This is a genomic window from Planctomycetota bacterium (assembly GCA_016125255.1).
Lineage (GTDB): Bacteria > Planctomycetota > Phycisphaerae > Phycisphaerales > Zrk34 > RI-421.
On record WGMD01000017.1, the window covers coordinates 120170 to 136188 of the forward strand.

Sequence of the window (16019 nt, forward strand, 5' to 3'; positions counted from 1 at the left end):
GAAAGCGTGGGCTTTTCATTCCGGCAGCGCGATCGAAACGACATCGCCTTGGATCGCGACATAAATGCGGCGCGACATATTGTCGACCCACATCTGGTCGTTTGTGAAGCTCATATAGGGAATCGTCAACACGGGATGGAAGTCGCCCGTGGCGGGGTTGAATCGGCCGATGATCATTTCGTCTTGGCTTATGTCGCCGCCTTTGTGGCTTGGGAGCGGCAAGTCGTGCTTTTTGGCCGCCCAGTATTCGCCTTTGCGTCCGGTCGGCTGCGGCACGAGGTGTACATCGCCAAAGGGGATCAAATCATCGGAGCGGCCAAACAGATCCACCTCCGCCAGCTCGCGCGGCGCCTTGTCGTCGAGTTGAAGATGTCCTTCCGTCAGCTTGTACCATGAGTTGCCGACCTGCACATGCACGTCCGACCCCATTGCCCAGACGGAGGCCACGTCGACTTTCAGATCGCTGTACACGACCGTGAAGTTTCCAACATATGCCGACGCCTTGTAGGTGACCTGCATCGGAGTGTCGAGAGCGAGGTCGAACATGCGGGAAGCCAGACGGCCGTAGACCGTGTATGCGGGTTCTTCGTGTTGCAGCGCGGTCATGGTGGCGGTGCGCCCGCCGCGGCGCGTCAGCCAGGTGAAGCCGCCGGGAAAACACAGGTTCGATTCGAAGTACGCCGGCAGTTCAAGCGCCCCGCTGTCTTCAAGCTCATGCTCGAATGATTGCATCTCGCCCGCGAAGATATCACGATGATAGGTTCGGATGTCTTCGTCGATTTCGACCGATCCGCCTTGTGTGTTGCGCACAATCACGAGGACATCATGAATGCGCCCGTGGCTCTCATCCCAGTTATTGTCCAGAAAGTAGGCGCGGGCGATGGTCGGGTCGTTTCTCACGCGTTCGCACAGATCCCGATAGTTTGGTTGCCATTGCTCGGGATGACGATGCGGCGCGATGTCGATACCGGGATACCCATTGACGCGGGGCCCCAGCAGCGGGATTTGGCCGGGATGCTGAGCAAACACCGCTTCGCGTGACGCCGGCGTGTCGAGCGCGACGAGATACATCTCCGCCGCGTCCACGAGTTGGCGATTCGACGACCGCATCCGCCTCGCCACGACATCCACGTTCAGCGGCAATCGGATCAGCCGCGCCACCGCCAGCGATGCCGCCTGCATGGTCGTGTCGCCGTCGAGTACCCATTGGCGCAGCGCCTCGGCGTCATCGCAGATACCCGCCGCGATCGCGGCGGTCGCGCCGCCGGTCTGGCGCAACGCGGCGAGTTCGGCTCGGGCGTTCTTCACGTAGCGCGCCCGTTCCGCGAATAGATCCATGACGGTGTCGGCTTCGAGCGGCACGGATGCAATCGCGCAAATGACGAATCGATCAGCGGCAGGCGTATCCGTATGACGCAACCAGTTCAGCAGCGCGGTGGTCGCGGCTTGCGACATGTCGCGGTGATCGAGAAGGTGGCGCCCGACGATGTCGATCACGCCCGCCGGCGCGGGCAGAGCTTTTTCACCGGGTTCAAAGAGCGGATCAACAGATGGGTAGAACGCCCCGGCGATGACCCGTGCGCGTGACGGCGCATTGTCGCCTTTCGAAAACAGGTCAACGGAGTCGGTGTCCTTCGCCGCTTCGATGGCGTTCTCGATGATTCCCTGAGCGATCTGCCGGTCGCTGAACATGCCGCACCGAGCCAGCACGCGCGCCAGCGACGCATCGGGTTCCGCCTCGAATCGCCTGACCAGCGGAGCCGGGTCGAACGACTCGTTCATGGCCAGCAGCGCCTGCGCGACTTTCAACTGGGTTTGCGCGTCGTCCGTTCGATTCAACAGCGCTCGCAACGGAGCGACGGCTTCGGGAATGTGCACATGCGTCAATCCATCGATGAATTCATTGCGCCAGCCGGTGAGGAACGCATCGTCATCCAGCAGCGGAAGCATCGCACGCATCAGCGGCTCGCGCGAAGCGAGCGGGAGCGGCGGTGTCGAATTGCTGTCCGCGTCGTCTTCGGGGCCGCTGAACATCGCGCGCCAGGGCGGCGGTTTGTTCAGAGGATCGGAAATATCCCACGGGAATCCCATCAGCATTGACTGAATCAGATAGCTGCGATGCTCGGCGTCGAGTTGCTCGAAGAGCGCGACGATGCGCGGCGTCCATCGCTTCGGGTCCGCCGCCAGCACGGCGCGAAGACTCGACGAATCGTGCTGGGCCAGATTCAAAAAGACCGCATCGGCATCGTCGATGGGCAGCTCGAAGAGGAATTGCACATCGAGCGCGTAACGATGAGCGGGATCGTCGAGCATCGCATGGCGAAGCGTTCGCGCCCGTTCGGCGTCGCCGCGATCGAGCGCGAGTTTGTAGCGCAGGCGGCGAGCTTCGCGATAGGGTTTGGCCGCCGTCGGCTCGATCGCAGCCAGCGTCCTTTCGGCGCGGGCCGGGTCCAGTTCGCAAAGCCGGCGCATGGCATGGACATCGGGATAGGACGGGTGAAACAGGTCGATGTCGCATGTTGGATCGCTGCCGTCGGCGAGGGCCGCCAGATCATCGAGCAGTTGGCCGCGGTAAGCCAGCGCAATTCGCAAAGACTTCACATCGGCGGCGCGAACGCCTTGGTGATGGGTGAACTGATGGTAGAGCGCGAGCAGCTTTTGCGACGTCGCGTCATCATCTGGCAGGAACTTGGCAAGATCGCCATCAAGCAGCAGATTCGGTTCAGCGAACGCCGCCTCCGCAAGACGCCGCTGTGTCGCGGCCGAAGGCGCGGGTTGATCGTAGCCGAATGACCAGTACCCCAACAGCGCCTCGATCGGCGCATCATCCGGCGGCGGGGCGTCGGCGGGCCAGTGCCAGCCCAGATGTTCCCGCCATGTCGGCGCGGGGGCCCACGCATTGAGCATCGTGTCGATCAACTTCGTGTCGCGCTGCTCACAAGCCGGCAGGGCCAGAAGGCAGAGCAACATGAAATGGCGAGGTCGCATGGGGCCTCCGGAAGGGGGGATGGTGGATCATATCGGCCGCGGCAGGCCCCGGCGACACTTGTTTCATGGATGAATCGCGACGTCTGTATCGACGGGGCAAACCTCAGAAGGTTCGGGCGCGGGCCAATTTGGCAAATGGATTTCGCACCGGGATGATTCTTGAGCTATCTTTAGCGGCAGGAGATGGCCATGCACGCGATTCGGAAAATGATGGGTCTTCTGGGGCTGTTGTGCGCCGTGTGCGTCGGGGCGGGGTGCGGCACGCATGAGCGGATGTTTCAGACGGATGTGCTTGTGTACGGGGGCACGCCCGGCGGAGTGGCGGCGGCGATCTCGGCGGCGCATGCGGGGCGGCGCGTCATCCTTGTCGAGCCGTACGCGCGCGTCGGCGGGATGACGACCAACGGGCTTTCCCATACCGACTTCCGCACGTTCGAGTCGCTCACCGGATTCTTCCTGCGCATGACCGAGCGATGCGAAGCGGAGTATCGGCGAACGGACGGGGCGGATTCGCAAGCGGTGCGCGAGTGCATGCGGGGCACGCAATGCGAGCCGCATGTGTATCAGAAGGCGATCGACGACATGATCGGAGCCGAGCCGAACATCACCGTGCTCACGCAGCATCATCTGATGGGCGTGACGCTGCGGCGCAGCGGCGAGGACCCGTGGATGACGCATCTCAACGGCGCGCAGTTCGCCTCGCCGCAGGGACCGGCGGTGATCAGCGCGCATCAGTTCATCGACGCCAGCTACGAAGGCGACCTGATGGCGCTGGCGGGCGTCGAGTACGCGCTGGGGCGCGAAGCGAAGGAAACCTACGGCGAATCGCTCGCGCCCGACAAGGCGGATGATCAGCTTCAGGGCTACAACTTCCGCATGTTCATGACGCAGGTCCCCGAGAACCGCGTCATGCCCGCCAAGCCGCCCGGCTACGACCGCGCGCAGTTCGTCGAGGTCCTACCGCTGCTCGAAGACGGGCGCATCGTGCGCGTGTTCGGCACGAGCAAGGCCATCTTCAAATCGCAGACGCCCCATCAACCGCACGACAAGTACGACATCAACGACGTGTCCAAAAGCCCCGTGCGCCTGTCGATGCCGGGCGATCAGAACGACTGGGTCGAGGGCCATGCAGCCGTGCGTCAGCGCATCTTCGATCATCACATGAACTACGAACTGGGCCTGCTCTATTTTCTGCAGCACGATGCGGCCGTGCCCGCCAAGTCGCGCGACGAGGCGCTGACGTGGGGGTTGTGCCGCGATGAGTTTGCGGCGACGGGGTATGTGCCGGAGCAGCTTTACATCCGTGAAGCGCGGCGGATGCAGGGCGCTTACATCTACACGCAGAAAGACGTCGAGGCAGAACCGGGCGATGTGCGATCGAAGCTGCACACCGAGTCGATCGCCGCCGGCGACTACGGGCCCAATTGTCACGGCACATCGCACGACGGGCCGCGCTTCGGCGGGGCGCACAGCGGCGAGTTCTATCAGAACGTCGCGCCGTATCAGATTCCCTACGGCGTGATCGTGCCCAAAAAATGCGAGAATCTGCTCGTGCCGGTGGCGGCGTCGAGTTCACACGTCGGGCTTTGCACGCTGCGCTACGAGCCGATCTGGTCATCGCTCGGCGAAGCGGCGGGGCTCGCGGCGCACCTGGCCATGCAGGAGAAAATCCCGGTGCAACGCGTGAAAGTGCCCGCGCTTCAGGCGCTCCTGCACGCGGAGGGCTCGGCCACGATCTACATCAGCGATGTACCCCCGTCCTCGCCCGATTTCGCCATGACCCAATGGTGGGGCACGCTCGGCGGGTTCCATCATCTTGTCCCGCCCACTTCCCCGTACGGCACGCGCGGCAAGAACATCGCCGGTCAGTACTACGAGGCCTTCCCGTTTCACGAAGCCAAGCTCGACGCTGCCCTCGATGACGCGACGCGGAAGTTGTGGATCGCGATCGCGGAGCAGATGTACATGGACGTGAAGCCGCTGCAAAAGGCGGCGACGCGCCGCGACTTCATCGCCGCGGCATATGCCCAGAAGCGGTGAGGATCTATTGCTGATGACGCAATCGGTGTCTCGCGCTTTGAAAGCGTGGGCTTGTGCGTTTGATTCGCTGTGCGTGCGGCGCGACAATGGTTTGGTTCGATCTTTTGGATCATCAAGGAGGCGCCCCATGCAACGAAGGCAATTTCTCAAGGCGGGCATCAGCGCGGGTATCGTGCTGCCGGCGCTGGCGCGCGTTTCGTTTGCGAATCCGACGGTGCGGCCGCGTCGCGTGGCGCTCATCGGGTCGGGGTGGTACGGCAAGTGCGATCTGTTGCGATTGATCCAGGTCGAGCCGGTCGAGGTGGTGGCGCTGTGCGATGTGGACTCGAAGATGCTCGCCGATGCGGCGGCGATCGTGGCGTCACGGCAGAAATCCGGCAGGGAGCCCGCGACGTACAGCGACTACCGCACGCTGCTTGCGGAGCGCGAGCTGGACCTGGTGCTCGTCGATACGCCCGATCACTGGCACGCCCTGCCGACGATCGCGGCGATGGAGGCGGGGGCGGATGTGTGGGTGCAGAAACCCATCAGCATCGACGTCGCCGAGGGCTTTGCCATGCTCGACACTGCCCGCCGACTCGGGCGCGTCGTGCAGGTCGGGACGCAGCGTCGCAGCACGCCGCACCTGATCGAAGCGCGGGACCGCATCATTCGCCCCGGACTGCTCGGCAAGATCGCGCTGGTGGAGACGTACTGCTATTACCACATGCGGCCGACCGGCAATCCGCCCGACGAAGCGCCGCCGGCGAATCTGGATTACGAGATGTGGACCGGCCCCGCGCCGATGCGGCCGTACAACAAGTTGGTCCATCCGCGCACCTGGCGCGCGTTCATGGAATACTCCAACGGGATCATCGGCGACATGTGCGTGCACTTCCTGGACTGCGCCCGATGGATGCTCGAGCTGGGCTGGCCCACGCGCGTCGATTCGACCGGCGGCATCCTCGTGCAGAAGGACGCCAAGGCCAACACGCCCGACACGCAGACCGCCGCGTGGGACTTCGGCGACCTGCGCATGACCTGGACGCACCGCTCATGGGGCACCGCGCCCGATCCGGACTATCCGTGGGGCATGACGATCTACGGTGACAAGGGCACGCTCAAACTCTCCGTCATGCGCTACGACTTCATCCCGACCGACAAGAAAGCCCAACCCATCCACGGCGACGTCGTCATGGAACTCGACCAGTACCCCGAGGACAAAACGGAAAAAGACCTGGAAAAACACGTCGCCCCGGCGATCCGCGGGCATATGAAGGACTGGCTCGCCGCCGTCGACGCGCGGACGAAACCCGTCGCCGACATCGAGCAGGGCCACATCTCGACGGCCTCGTGCATCCTCGCGAACCTCTCGCTCAAACTCGGCCGCTCGCTCAACTGGGACCCGATCAAGCGCCAAGTCCCCGGCGACGCGGAGGCGAACGCGCTGTTGACGCGCGCGTATCGCAAGCCGTGGGTGCATCCGGGTTGAAGAGACCCATGCTTGAAAAGCATGGGCTTCGGTGGTTTTGACTCCTCCCCCGGCCCCTCCCTCGGAGGGAGGGGTGTGAAATCAGTTGAGTCCCGTGGTGGGACTCAGGACGAAGTAGCAGACGAGGGTGACGATCACGACGCCAAGGAGGTTGAGGACGAAGCCGGTGCGGGCCATCTGGGGGATGGTGACGTGGTCGGAGGCGAAGACGATGGCGTTGGGGGGGGTGGCGACGGGGAGCATGAAGGCGCAGCTTGCGGAGATGGCGGCGGGGATCATGAAGAGGGCGGGGTCGACGCCGACGCTGTTGGCGGCGGCGCCGAGGATCGGCATCAGCAGCGTGGTCGTGGCGGTGTTGGAGGTGACTTCGGTCAGGAACGTCACGGCGAAGCAGATCATGGCGATGACGAGCAGCGGGGGCCAGTGGGCCAGGACGTTGAGCGAATCGCCGATCGATTGGGCCAGACCGGTTTCCTTGAAGGCCTCGGCGATGGCGATGCCGCCGCCGAAGAGCAGGAGGATGCCCCAGGGGATGTCCTTGGCGGTGGCCCAGTCCAGCAGATGTTCGCGCTCGCCGTCGGCGTCGTGCTCGCCGCTGGGAATCAGGAACATGGCGATGACGGCGGCGATGGCGACGGTGGCGTCCTCGGCGAGGGGCATGTTCAGATACCCGGCCCATCCGCCGTCGGGACTCGTCCGCGTGATCCACAAAAGCGCGGTGACGCTCATCACCGCCAGCACCCGCCGCTGATATTTCGTCCACGGTCCCAGCGATTCCATCTTCATGTTCATCGCGCCGTCGATGCGGGCGCAGAGGACGAACGCCGCCGCGATGAGCATCAGCGCGCTGATCGGCAGGCCGACTTTCATCCACGCCGCGAACGACACCTGATGCACCGAGAATTTCTCGTACGCGCCGACGAACACCCCGTTGGGCGGCGTGCCGACGATCGTGGCGATCCCGCCGATGCTCGAACCGTAGGCGATCGCCAATAGCAGCGCCGCGGGGAATCGGATGTGCCCCTTGTGTTCTTCGAGGACGGCCAGCGCGACGGGGAGCATGATGAGCGTCGTGGCGGTGTTGGAGATCCACATGGAGCAGACGGCGGTGGCGAGGAGGAAGGCGATGACGAGTCGGCGGCTCGAGCCGGAGCCGACGAGCCGGATCATGCCGTGCGCGACGCGCAGATGCGTCTTTGATTTTTCGGCGGCGCGGCTCAACATGAAACCGGCCATGAACAGCAGCACGAACTTGTCGCCATACGCCTCGGCGATCTGCTTGTGGTTGAGCACGCCGGCGCAGGGGAAGACGGCGAAGGGGACGAGCGCGGTGACGGGGATCGGCAGCGCTTCGGTGCACCACCAGGTCGCGCAGATGACCGTCACCGCCGCGGTGATCGCCGCCGGGGGCGCCATCTGGAGCGACAGCTTGCAGCCGACGTAGGTCATGACGCCCAGCAGCAGGCCGGTCAGAAGTGCGGTGAGCTTGAAATTCTGCCTCATGAGCCGTTGTTATCGCCCGTCGCGCGGTCGGCGTCAATCGGCGAGCGGTGCAATCGGGCGGGGGGGCGAATACAATGGCGGCCCATGACGCAGGCGGATGGCAAGCGCGTGACCGTCGTCAACCTCATGACCTCCTCGTACTCGGGGGCCACGTGGCTCAACCTGCTCATGGACACGCATTCGCGAATTTTCGGCGTCGGCGAGATCGACTACATCGCCAAACTCGGCGCGGGGACCTGCTCGGTGCATGGCGCGGCTTGTCCGTTCTGGGCGGATATCAAGCCGGTCAATGACCCGTCGCTGTACCTGCAACTGGCCGAAAAGTCCGGCAAAAAAGTGCTGTTCGTCAATAAGTCCCGCCGCATGCTCGACGCGCAGAAGCATCCCTTGATCGATCAGCGCTTTCTGTTCATGGTGCGCGACGGGCGGGCAGTCGTGGCGTCGCGCCTCCGCAAGTATCCGCACATGAAAACGTGGGACGCCTGCCGCTGGTGGGCCAAGTCGATCCGCAAAAAGGAACGCATCGTCCGTCGCTACCCGCGGCAGCACGTGCTCGACCTCCGCTACGAAACGCTTCAGCAGGATCGCGAAGGCGAACTCAAACGCATCTGCGATTTCGTCGGCGTCGCGTACGAGCCGGGCATGAACGACTGGCTTTCGCAGGATCATCACTGCATCGGCGGCAGCGGCAGCGTGATCGATCAACTGCGGCGCAAGTACGGGCATGATGCGGGGCGCTCACCGGACGCGCCGGTGGATACGAACATCGTCGCGCGCGATTTTTACGACAAGCAGGACGCCAAGGCGTTCGTCGACGATCGATGGAAAAAGGAGTTGACGAGCGGGCAGCTCAAGCAGTTCTGGCTCATCGCGGGGCGAACCAATAAACACTACGGCTACCCGTCGGGGTGGCCTTCGTAATTCCACATCAACCGCAAGGAGAACGCATGTTCCACCATTGTGTGCATTTCTGGCTGCGTGAGGATCTGTCGGACGCGGACCGCAGGAAGTTCATCGACGGCGTGAAGGCCATCGGCAAGAGCGCGAATGTCAAGAGCGTCCGCGTGGGCGTGCCGGCGGGGACGCCCCGGCCGGTCGTCGACAATTCCTACAGCGTGCAATTGCTGGTCGTCTTCGCCGACAAGGCGGCCCATGATGCCTACCAATCGCCCGATGACCCGGTGCATCAGAAGTTCATCGACACGTTCAAGACCTTCTGGACCCGGGTATTGATCTACGATTCGCTGGAGGCGTGATCCCCGTTGAGCGACGCCGCTTCCTGCCGTGAGCCGGTCGAACGGGCGGCGGGCTTTTTTCATGGGGAAAGCAGGCCGCGAGCGGCCTCGCAAAACGCGCGGTTCCGGCGGTACAATGTTCGCGAGGTCCGATTCCCACATCTCGGAGCAAACATCATGCAGCGTCTGAATCGTCGGCAATTCGTGGTCGGTTCACTGGCGGCGGCGGGGGCGATGACGCTTCCGATCACGCGCGTGCGCGGCGCCAATGACAAGATCGGCATCGCCATCATCGGACTCGGCGGCAAAGGGTCGCAGCACCTGGAGCAGTTCGCCGGGCTCGCCGACGCGCGCGTTGTGGCCATCTGCGATCCCGACTCGAAAGTGCTCGGCGGAAAGGTCGAGGCGTTCGAGAAGAAGCATGGGTACAAGCTGGCGAGCGAGACGGACCTGCGCAAGATCATGGACCGGAAGGACGTCGACGCCGTCGTCGTCGCCACGCCCAACCACTGGCACGTGCTCGCCGGTCTGTGGGCCTGTCAGGCGGGCAAGGATGCGTATGTCGAGAAGCCCATTTCGCACAACATTCACGAGGGCCGCAAGCTCGTCGAAGCGGCTCGCAAGTACAAGCGGATCGTGCAGGGCGGGACGCAGCAGCGGTCCGACCCGGCGCTGGCGAACGTCAAGAAGTTCATCGCCGAGGGACACCTCGGCAAGATGCAGTACATCCGCGCCAACCGCTACGGCGTGCGCGGCAGCATCGGCAAAGTCACCGGCCCGACGCCGATTCCCGACTACATCGACTACGATCTGTGGTGCGGACCGGCGGAAAAACTGCCGCTCATGCGCAAGAATCTGCACTATGACTGGCACTGGGTCTGGAACACCGGGTCGGGCGAGATGGGCAACTGGGGCGTGCATATTCTCGATGACGTGCGCAATTTCCTCGATGATCAATCGCTCCTGCCCAAGCGCATCATCGCCGGCGGCGGGCGATTCGCATGGAACGACGACGGCGAAACGCCCAACACGCATTTCGTCTACTACGACACGGGCATCGTGCCGGTCGTCTTCGATCTGCACAATCTGTCGATGAAAGCCGGTTCGTCCGCCGCCAACGCCTATCGCAACATCCGCGACGGCGTGATTATTCAGTGCGAAGGCGGCTACTACGCCGGCGGACGCGGCGGCGGCGCCGCGTTCGACAACGACGGCAAGCGCATCGAGAAGTTCAACGGCGACAGCGGCCGGGGTCACGCGCAGAACTTCCTCGACGCCGTCAAATCCCGCGATCACAAGAGTCTCAAGGCCGAGATCGAAATCACGCACTACTCCAGCGCCTGGTGCCACCTGGCGAACATCTGCTACCGCGTCGGACATGCGTACAAGAAGGACGAAGCGATCGATGCGGTCAAGGGACTCAAGCCCTGGGACGAAGTCATCGACGGGTTCCACGAGCATCTGGCGGCCCAGAACGTCGACGCAGCCACCGCCGACATCAAACTCAGCGCCATGCTCGAACTGGACGCAACGAAGGAAACCTTCACCGGCCCGACCGCCACTCCCGAAACACTCGCCCTGCTGCGCCGCGATTACCGCGCACCGTTCGTCGTGCCCGAAGAAGTCTAAGTTCGCGCATTCACGCCATAGCCGGGCCGCTACGCGGCCCCGGTCTTTCGTATCAAGCACAGACCAGGGCCGCGTAGCGACCCGGCTATGGATTTTGTAGGATGTTGCCAATGCCCTGTTACTTGTACTCCTATCACGGGCATGGCACGTGGATGCCGGACCGACGGCACGGCTATGTGCACCGCATGCGGGGGTTGCAACCATTTGATCCGAGCATGGCAAAAGCGTATCGCGCGCAGCAGCGCGAAGGCGCGGTGTTGTTTGAGCGTGAGCACCAGTTGTTGATCGTGCGGATAGCGCGCGGCGCCGATGCGTTCATCGATGCGATCGTTCACGCCGTCGCGACGGAGCCGACGCATGCGCATGTGCTCATCAGTTGGAAGCACGATCGCGATTGGAAAAGCATGCGGACAAGCGTGCGATCGGCGATCACGCGGGCGCTGAACGAACAGTTCGGCAAGCGCTCATGGTTCAGCGACTCGCCCTCCCGCAAGCGTGTGCACGACATCGAGCATTTCGATTATCTGATGCTCGAGTATCTCCCGAAGCACTCAGGGGTGCAGTGGTTTCGCGAAGCGGATGTGAAAGCGGCGCGGCGTCGCGCGGCGAAGTGAAGTGTGATGCATTGAGTAGCCGGGCCGCTGCGCGGCCCCGGTCGACCAGGGTCGCGTAGCGACCCGGCTACTTGAAGACTTCAGCGAGGTATGAACATGGCGACGTATCTCATCACCGGCGCAAATCGCGGCATCGGGCTCGAACTGGCGCGGCAACTGTCCGCACGGGGCGACAGCGTCATCGGCGTCTGCCGCGATGCGTCGGCGGAACTCGATGCGACCGGGGCCCAGGTGCATGAGGGCGTCGATGTGACGGATGACGACTTCGTGGCGCGACTGGCGAAAACGCTCGCCGGGCGATCGATCGATGTGCTCATCAACAACGCCGGCGTGCTGAGCGTCGAAACGCTCGGCGACATGAGCTTCGATCGCATCCGCCGGCAGATCGAGGTCAACGCCATCAGCCCGCTGCGCGTGACGACCGCGTTATTGAGCACGCTGCATGCAGGGTCGAAGCTCATCGTCATCACGAGCCGCATGGGCTCCATCCAAGACAACGGCAGCGGGGGGTATTACGGGTACCGCATGAGCAAGGCGGCGGTGAACGCGGCGTTCAAGTCGCTGGCCAACGATCTGCGATCCAAGCGGATCGCTGTCGGCATCCTGCACCCGGGCATGGTGGCGACGGAGATGACCGGCGGGCAGGGCATCGACGTGCGCGACTCGGCGGCCAATCTGCTCGCCCGCATCGACGCGCTGACGCTGGAGAACACGGGCGTGTTCCAACACGCCAATGGGGAGATTTTGTCGTGGTGAGCGTTGAGGGAGACGGATGGGCGAAGCCGCGAGCGGCCAAAAAAGCAGGCACGCAAGCTGCGACCCGCGCGGGGTCAGCGGCTTACGTGCCTGGGGGACAAGAAGGCACGATGAATGGGGCGGCGATCAGGCGGCCACGGCGCCCGTGCGGTCGGAGCCGAAGAACTGCATGAGCTGCTTGTGCATGGTCATGATCTCAGCGTAAATGATCCGGGCCTCGGCGTTGTTGGCCAGGTAATCCTCAAGCGTCATGCGATCCGTCGCGCTGATGGCCTCGTCCACGAGCTGCCACACGAGTTCGCTCACCAGGTCACGGGTTTCGGGGGTCATCGGCATGGCGGGTCTCCATCTTTCTTGGGTACGCTTTTGTACCGTTTTGGTCTATTGCGGCCCCAGGGGGCTCATTTTTCGGCTGTTTCCGACGATTGCGATCTGAACACGGTTTTAATACGCAAAGGCCATGCCGAATCAAGAAAAGGCGGCGGATTTAACCTTAAGCATTGTCGGGCCGATGGTTTTGAGTATGTGGTCCACCGGAGGCGGTTACAAGAACGGGACAACGACGACGCGGCGGCGGGCGGAACGGCACGCCGTCGAGACACTTTCATGTAGTCTCGGGCGGGTGGTGGATCTGTCGGCGACGGGGATGCGCCTCGCCTGCGCCGACAAGCCGCCGGTTCAGGTGGGGCAAACCGGCAAGGTGACGCTGTCAAGTCCCGGCGGATCGCTGCAAGTGAACGGGCGCATCGTCTGGCTTCGCCGCGTCGGCGGGCTGACCAGCAAAAAGCACGAAATGGGCGTCGAATTCGTCCGACTTGCCCCCGGCACGACCGAGGCGATCGATTCGCTGATCCGCTTCGGCTTCTTCAACGCCCCCAGCGCCGATGGCAAACTCAAATGGAAGCGACGCACAAAGACCCGCCGGGTCATCAAGGCGTCCTTCGACCTGCCCAACTATTATCAGATTCTCCACCTCGGCCCGGACGCCGCGGCCGAGGACATCAAAAAGGCCTACCGCCGCCTCGCCAAACAACATCACCCCGATGCCACCGGCGGCCAAGGCGACACCGCCCAGTTCACGCTCATCACCGAGGCGTACAACGTCCTGATCGACCCCGACCGCCGTGCCGCCTTCGACGCCCGAGCCATCGAGGAAATCGAAGAATAGGTGTCGGGTGTCAGCGATCAGCCATCAGTACATGCCTTCCGCTGACACCTGAATGCGGACCGCTGACGCCTGCATTTCAGCTTTTCATGTTGACGAATTGCAGCGGCACTTCGAGGTTGGAGCCCCGAAGGAATTGGATCACTTCCTGAAGGTCATCGATCTTTTTGCCCGACACCCGCAGTTCCTCGCCCTGAATCGCCACCTGCACCTTCATCTTCGTGTCCTTGATCATCTTGACGATCTTCTTGGCCAGGTCATGATCGATGCCCTCGCGGATTTTGATGTCCCGCTTCAGGGATGCCCCCGTGGTCGGCTCCGGCTCCTTGAACTCGAACACCTTCGTGTCCAATTTCCGCTTGGAGGCGTTGGACAGGAGCATTTCCTTGACCGCTTCCATCTTCATCCGGTCGCCGGTGACGACATGGAGCTTTTTTTCCTTCTTGTCGACGGTGATCTCCGTGTGCACGCCGCGGAAATCGTACCGCTGCTCGATGGCCTTGCGCGTGTTGTTCAGGGCGTTGTCCAGTTCCTGAAAATCGACTTTCGAGACGATGTCGAACGAGGGCATGGGTGATATTCCTTGTGAAAAACCCGGGTTTGCGCGTCCCTTGTATCACCAAGCCGCCCGCTCCGCGACCCCCGGCGAAAAATCTGCGGATTTGTACTCAGAAAAGGATTGACACCCGGAACGACTTGCCGTATATTCCCGTTATCTCATTCTCCTCCTCCGACCCTAATTGGCGCAGACCGATTAGGGTTTTTTCATGTCCGCACATTCCGCTGGCCCGCCCCGCTTGAGCGGGAGCGGGGCTTCCGAAAAATCTCCCCTCCATCAAAAAACCCTTGACATCCTTGGGGCGATCCCGTATATTCCCGTCATCTCATTCTCCTCCTCCGACCCCAATTGGCGCAGACCGATTGGGGTTTTTTCATGGACTCGTCTTTTCGGCCCGCCGCACATCAGCGCGGCGGGCGTTTACCGCTCTCGCATTCCCCGGACCGAGGGCCTACACTGTGCCTTCGCCGCGCACCCTTAGGGATGGACATGCCTGATGCTCATTGGCAAGAACACGGTTGTTTCGATCGATTACACGCTCACCGACCCGGCGGGCAACACGCTCGACTCCTCCAAGGGACGCGCCCCGCTGACATACATTCAAGGCGCCGGCACGCTGATCCCGGGTCTCGAAGCGGCGCTGGACGGCAAGGCGCGCGGCGATGCGGTCGACGTCACCATCGTCCCCGCCGAGGCCTACGGCGAGCGTGACCCCGATCTGATTCAACCCATCCCGCGCTCGCGCTTCGACGCCGACACCGACATCGAAGTGGGCATGCAATTCACCGCGCAGACCGAAGTCGGGCAGCGGATCATGCGCGTCGTGCAGGTCGACGATCACACGGTGCTCGTGGACGCCAATCATCCCCTGGCCGGCGTGACGCTGCGCTTTGAGGTGAAGGTCGTCGATGTGCGTCGCGCCACGAAGGAAGAACTGAGCCACGGGCACGCCCACGGGCCCGGCGGTCATCATCATCACTGAACCCATCGACGCGACATGCGTCAAAATACCCCTTAAAACAAGGACAATTCGCCATGAAGTGGTTTCTGAGTGTCATGCTCCTCGTCGCCCTGTTCGTCGCCCTGCCATACGTGCAAGCCGAGGACAAGGCGCCCGCCGACGCACCCAAGACCGAGGTCAAATCCGCCGAGCCGGCCTCCGCCGCCGGCGACAAGCCCGCCGCGCCCAGCCCGTTCAACTCGCTTAAGGAAAAGGTCAGCTACGGCATCGGCCTGAACATCGGCACCAGCATCGCGCATGACCATCTGGACCTGGACCCCAAGATCATCGCCGAGGGTATCGCCGACGCCATGGCCAAGGCCGAGCCCAAGCTCAAGCCCGAAGAGATTCAGGCCGCCATGGTCCAGTTCCAGCAGAAGCTCGCCGACGACTACAAGGTCGAGCAGAAACAGTACCTGACCGACAACGCCAAGAAGGACGGCGTCAAGGTCCTGCCGTCCGGCCTCCAGTACAAGGTCATCAAGGAAGGCGACGGCCCGATGCCCAAGCCCGCCGACACCGTCAAGACCCACTACCGCGGCACCCTCACCGACGGCACCGTCTTCGACTCCTCTTACGACCGCGGCGAACCGGTGACCTTCCCCGTCCAGGGCGTCATCCCCGGCTGGGTCGAAGCGCTTCAGCTCATGAAGGTCGGCTCCAAGTGGCAGCTTGTCATCCCCGCGGAACTCGCCTACGGCGACAACCCCCGCCCCGGCGGCCCCATCCGCCCCGGCGCCACCCTCATCTTCGACATCGAACTCCTTGGTATCGAAAAATAACCCCCCCCCGGAATTTCCTCCCCTCGAAATTCGGGAATCCACCGCCCATCGAAAGCTCAGGGATCGCCATCCCTGGGCTTTCTTTATGCGCGCAAGAAAAAGCCCGCGTCAGTTCCCGTTGCAGGACTGGTTCGCGGGCGGAGGAGAGAAAAAAGGCGCAGAACGATGGAAATAGGTAAAGCAAGATGCGTGCCAAATGAGAATCGCCGTTCTGGGGCGAAAATCGCTGATGCGGCCGGCTGCGTCCGATAGCCGTGTTCCAATCCGGCACACCTTG

At 63.0% G+C, this 16019-nt stretch carries 14 protein-coding genes; 10 read left to right on the plus strand and 4 right to left on the minus strand.

What is annotated here, in order from left to right:
- Nucleotides 1–15 precede the first annotated feature (15 nt).
- Nucleotides 16–2988 (minus strand): hypothetical protein, encoded by a 2973-nt coding sequence (locus GC162_13905; protein MBI1369736.1) that lies wholly within the window; start codon nucleotides 2986–2988, stop codon nucleotides 16–18.
- A gap of 273 nt (nucleotides 2989–3261) precedes the next feature.
- Here GC162_13905 and GC162_13910 point away from each other — a divergent pair, with 273 nt between their 5' ends.
- Complete coding sequence (locus GC162_13910; protein ID MBI1369737.1) at nucleotides 3262–5028, plus strand: FAD-dependent oxidoreductase; 1767 nt, start codon at nucleotides 3262–3264, stop codon at nucleotides 5026–5028.
- Nucleotides 5029–5155: 127 nt separating this feature from the next.
- Nucleotides 5156–6499: a gfo/Idh/MocA family oxidoreductase gene (locus GC162_13915; protein ID MBI1369738.1), complete on the plus strand. Its 1344-nt coding sequence runs from the start codon at nucleotides 5156–5158 to the stop codon at nucleotides 6497–6499.
- 81 nt (nucleotides 6500–6580) lie between these two features.
- Here the strand turns inward: GC162_13915 and GC162_13920 are convergent, their stop codons facing one another.
- Nucleotides 6581–8002: a DASS family sodium-coupled anion symporter gene (locus GC162_13920; protein ID MBI1369739.1), complete on the minus strand. Its 1422-nt coding sequence runs from the start codon at nucleotides 8000–8002 to the stop codon at nucleotides 6581–6583.
- Nucleotides 8003–8086: 84 nt separating this feature from the next.
- Between GC162_13920 and GC162_13925 the strand changes: the two genes are divergently transcribed.
- The 5 genes from GC162_13925 to GC162_13945 all read left to right on the plus strand — a co-directional run bounded on the left by GC162_13925 (nucleotide 8087) and on the right by GC162_13945 (nucleotide 12236).
- On the plus strand, nucleotides 8087–8923 hold the full coding sequence (locus GC162_13925) for a hypothetical protein (GenBank protein MBI1369740.1): 837 nt from the start codon (nucleotides 8087–8089) through the stop codon (nucleotides 8921–8923).
- A 26-nt stretch (nucleotides 8924–8949) separates the two neighbouring features.
- Nucleotides 8950–9258: a Dabb family protein gene (locus GC162_13930; protein MBI1369741.1), complete on the plus strand. Its 309-nt coding sequence runs from the start codon at nucleotides 8950–8952 to the stop codon at nucleotides 9256–9258.
- A 156-nt stretch (nucleotides 9259–9414) separates the two neighbouring features.
- Nucleotides 9415–10866 (plus strand): gfo/Idh/MocA family oxidoreductase, encoded by a 1452-nt coding sequence (locus GC162_13935; protein ID MBI1369742.1) that lies wholly within the window; start codon nucleotides 9415–9417, stop codon nucleotides 10864–10866.
- 215 nt (nucleotides 10867–11081) lie between these two features.
- Nucleotides 11082–11480 carry a hypothetical protein gene (locus GC162_13940; protein ID MBI1369743.1) on the plus strand — a complete coding sequence of 133 codons (399 nt, stop codon included), beginning with the start codon at nucleotides 11082–11084 and terminating at the stop codon, nucleotides 11478–11480.
- A gap of 96 nt (nucleotides 11481–11576) precedes the next feature.
- Nucleotides 11577–12236: an SDR family NAD(P)-dependent oxidoreductase gene (locus GC162_13945; GenBank protein ID MBI1369744.1), complete on the plus strand. Its 660-nt coding sequence runs from the start codon at nucleotides 11577–11579 to the stop codon at nucleotides 12234–12236.
- Between the two features lie 126 nt (nucleotides 12237–12362).
- Here GC162_13945 and GC162_13950 read toward each other — a convergent pair whose 3' ends face one another.
- Nucleotides 12363–12572 carry a hypothetical protein gene (locus tag GC162_13950; GenBank protein MBI1369745.1) on the minus strand — a complete coding sequence of 70 codons (210 nt, stop codon included), beginning with the start codon at nucleotides 12570–12572 and terminating at the stop codon, nucleotides 12363–12365.
- A 124-nt stretch (nucleotides 12573–12696) separates the two neighbouring features.
- Here GC162_13950 and GC162_13955 point away from each other — a divergent pair, with 124 nt between their 5' ends.
- Complete coding sequence (locus GC162_13955; protein MBI1369746.1) at nucleotides 12697–13404, plus strand: DnaJ domain-containing protein; 708 nt, start codon at nucleotides 12697–12699, stop codon at nucleotides 13402–13404.
- Between the two features lie 76 nt (nucleotides 13405–13480).
- Here the strand turns inward: GC162_13955 and GC162_13960 are convergent, their stop codons facing one another.
- Nucleotides 13481–13972, minus strand: coding sequence for a YajQ family cyclic di-GMP-binding protein (locus GC162_13960; protein ID MBI1369747.1), 492 nt, complete (start codon nucleotides 13970–13972; stop codon nucleotides 13481–13483).
- A 484-nt stretch (nucleotides 13973–14456) separates the two neighbouring features.
- On the opposite strand from GC162_13960, the gene GC162_13965 reads away from it, so the two are divergent.
- Both GC162_13965 and GC162_13970 read left to right on the plus strand, forming a co-directional pair.
- A complete protein-coding gene (locus GC162_13965) occupies nucleotides 14457–14942 on the plus strand; it encodes a peptidylprolyl isomerase (GenBank protein ID MBI1369748.1) in 486 nt (161 codons plus the stop codon).
- A 74-nt stretch (nucleotides 14943–15016) separates the two neighbouring features.
- Nucleotides 15017–15742, plus strand: a complete 726-nt coding sequence (locus GC162_13970) for a hypothetical protein (GenBank protein ID MBI1369749.1) — start codon at nucleotides 15017–15019, stop codon at nucleotides 15740–15742.
- Nucleotides 15743–16019 lie beyond the last annotated feature (277 nt).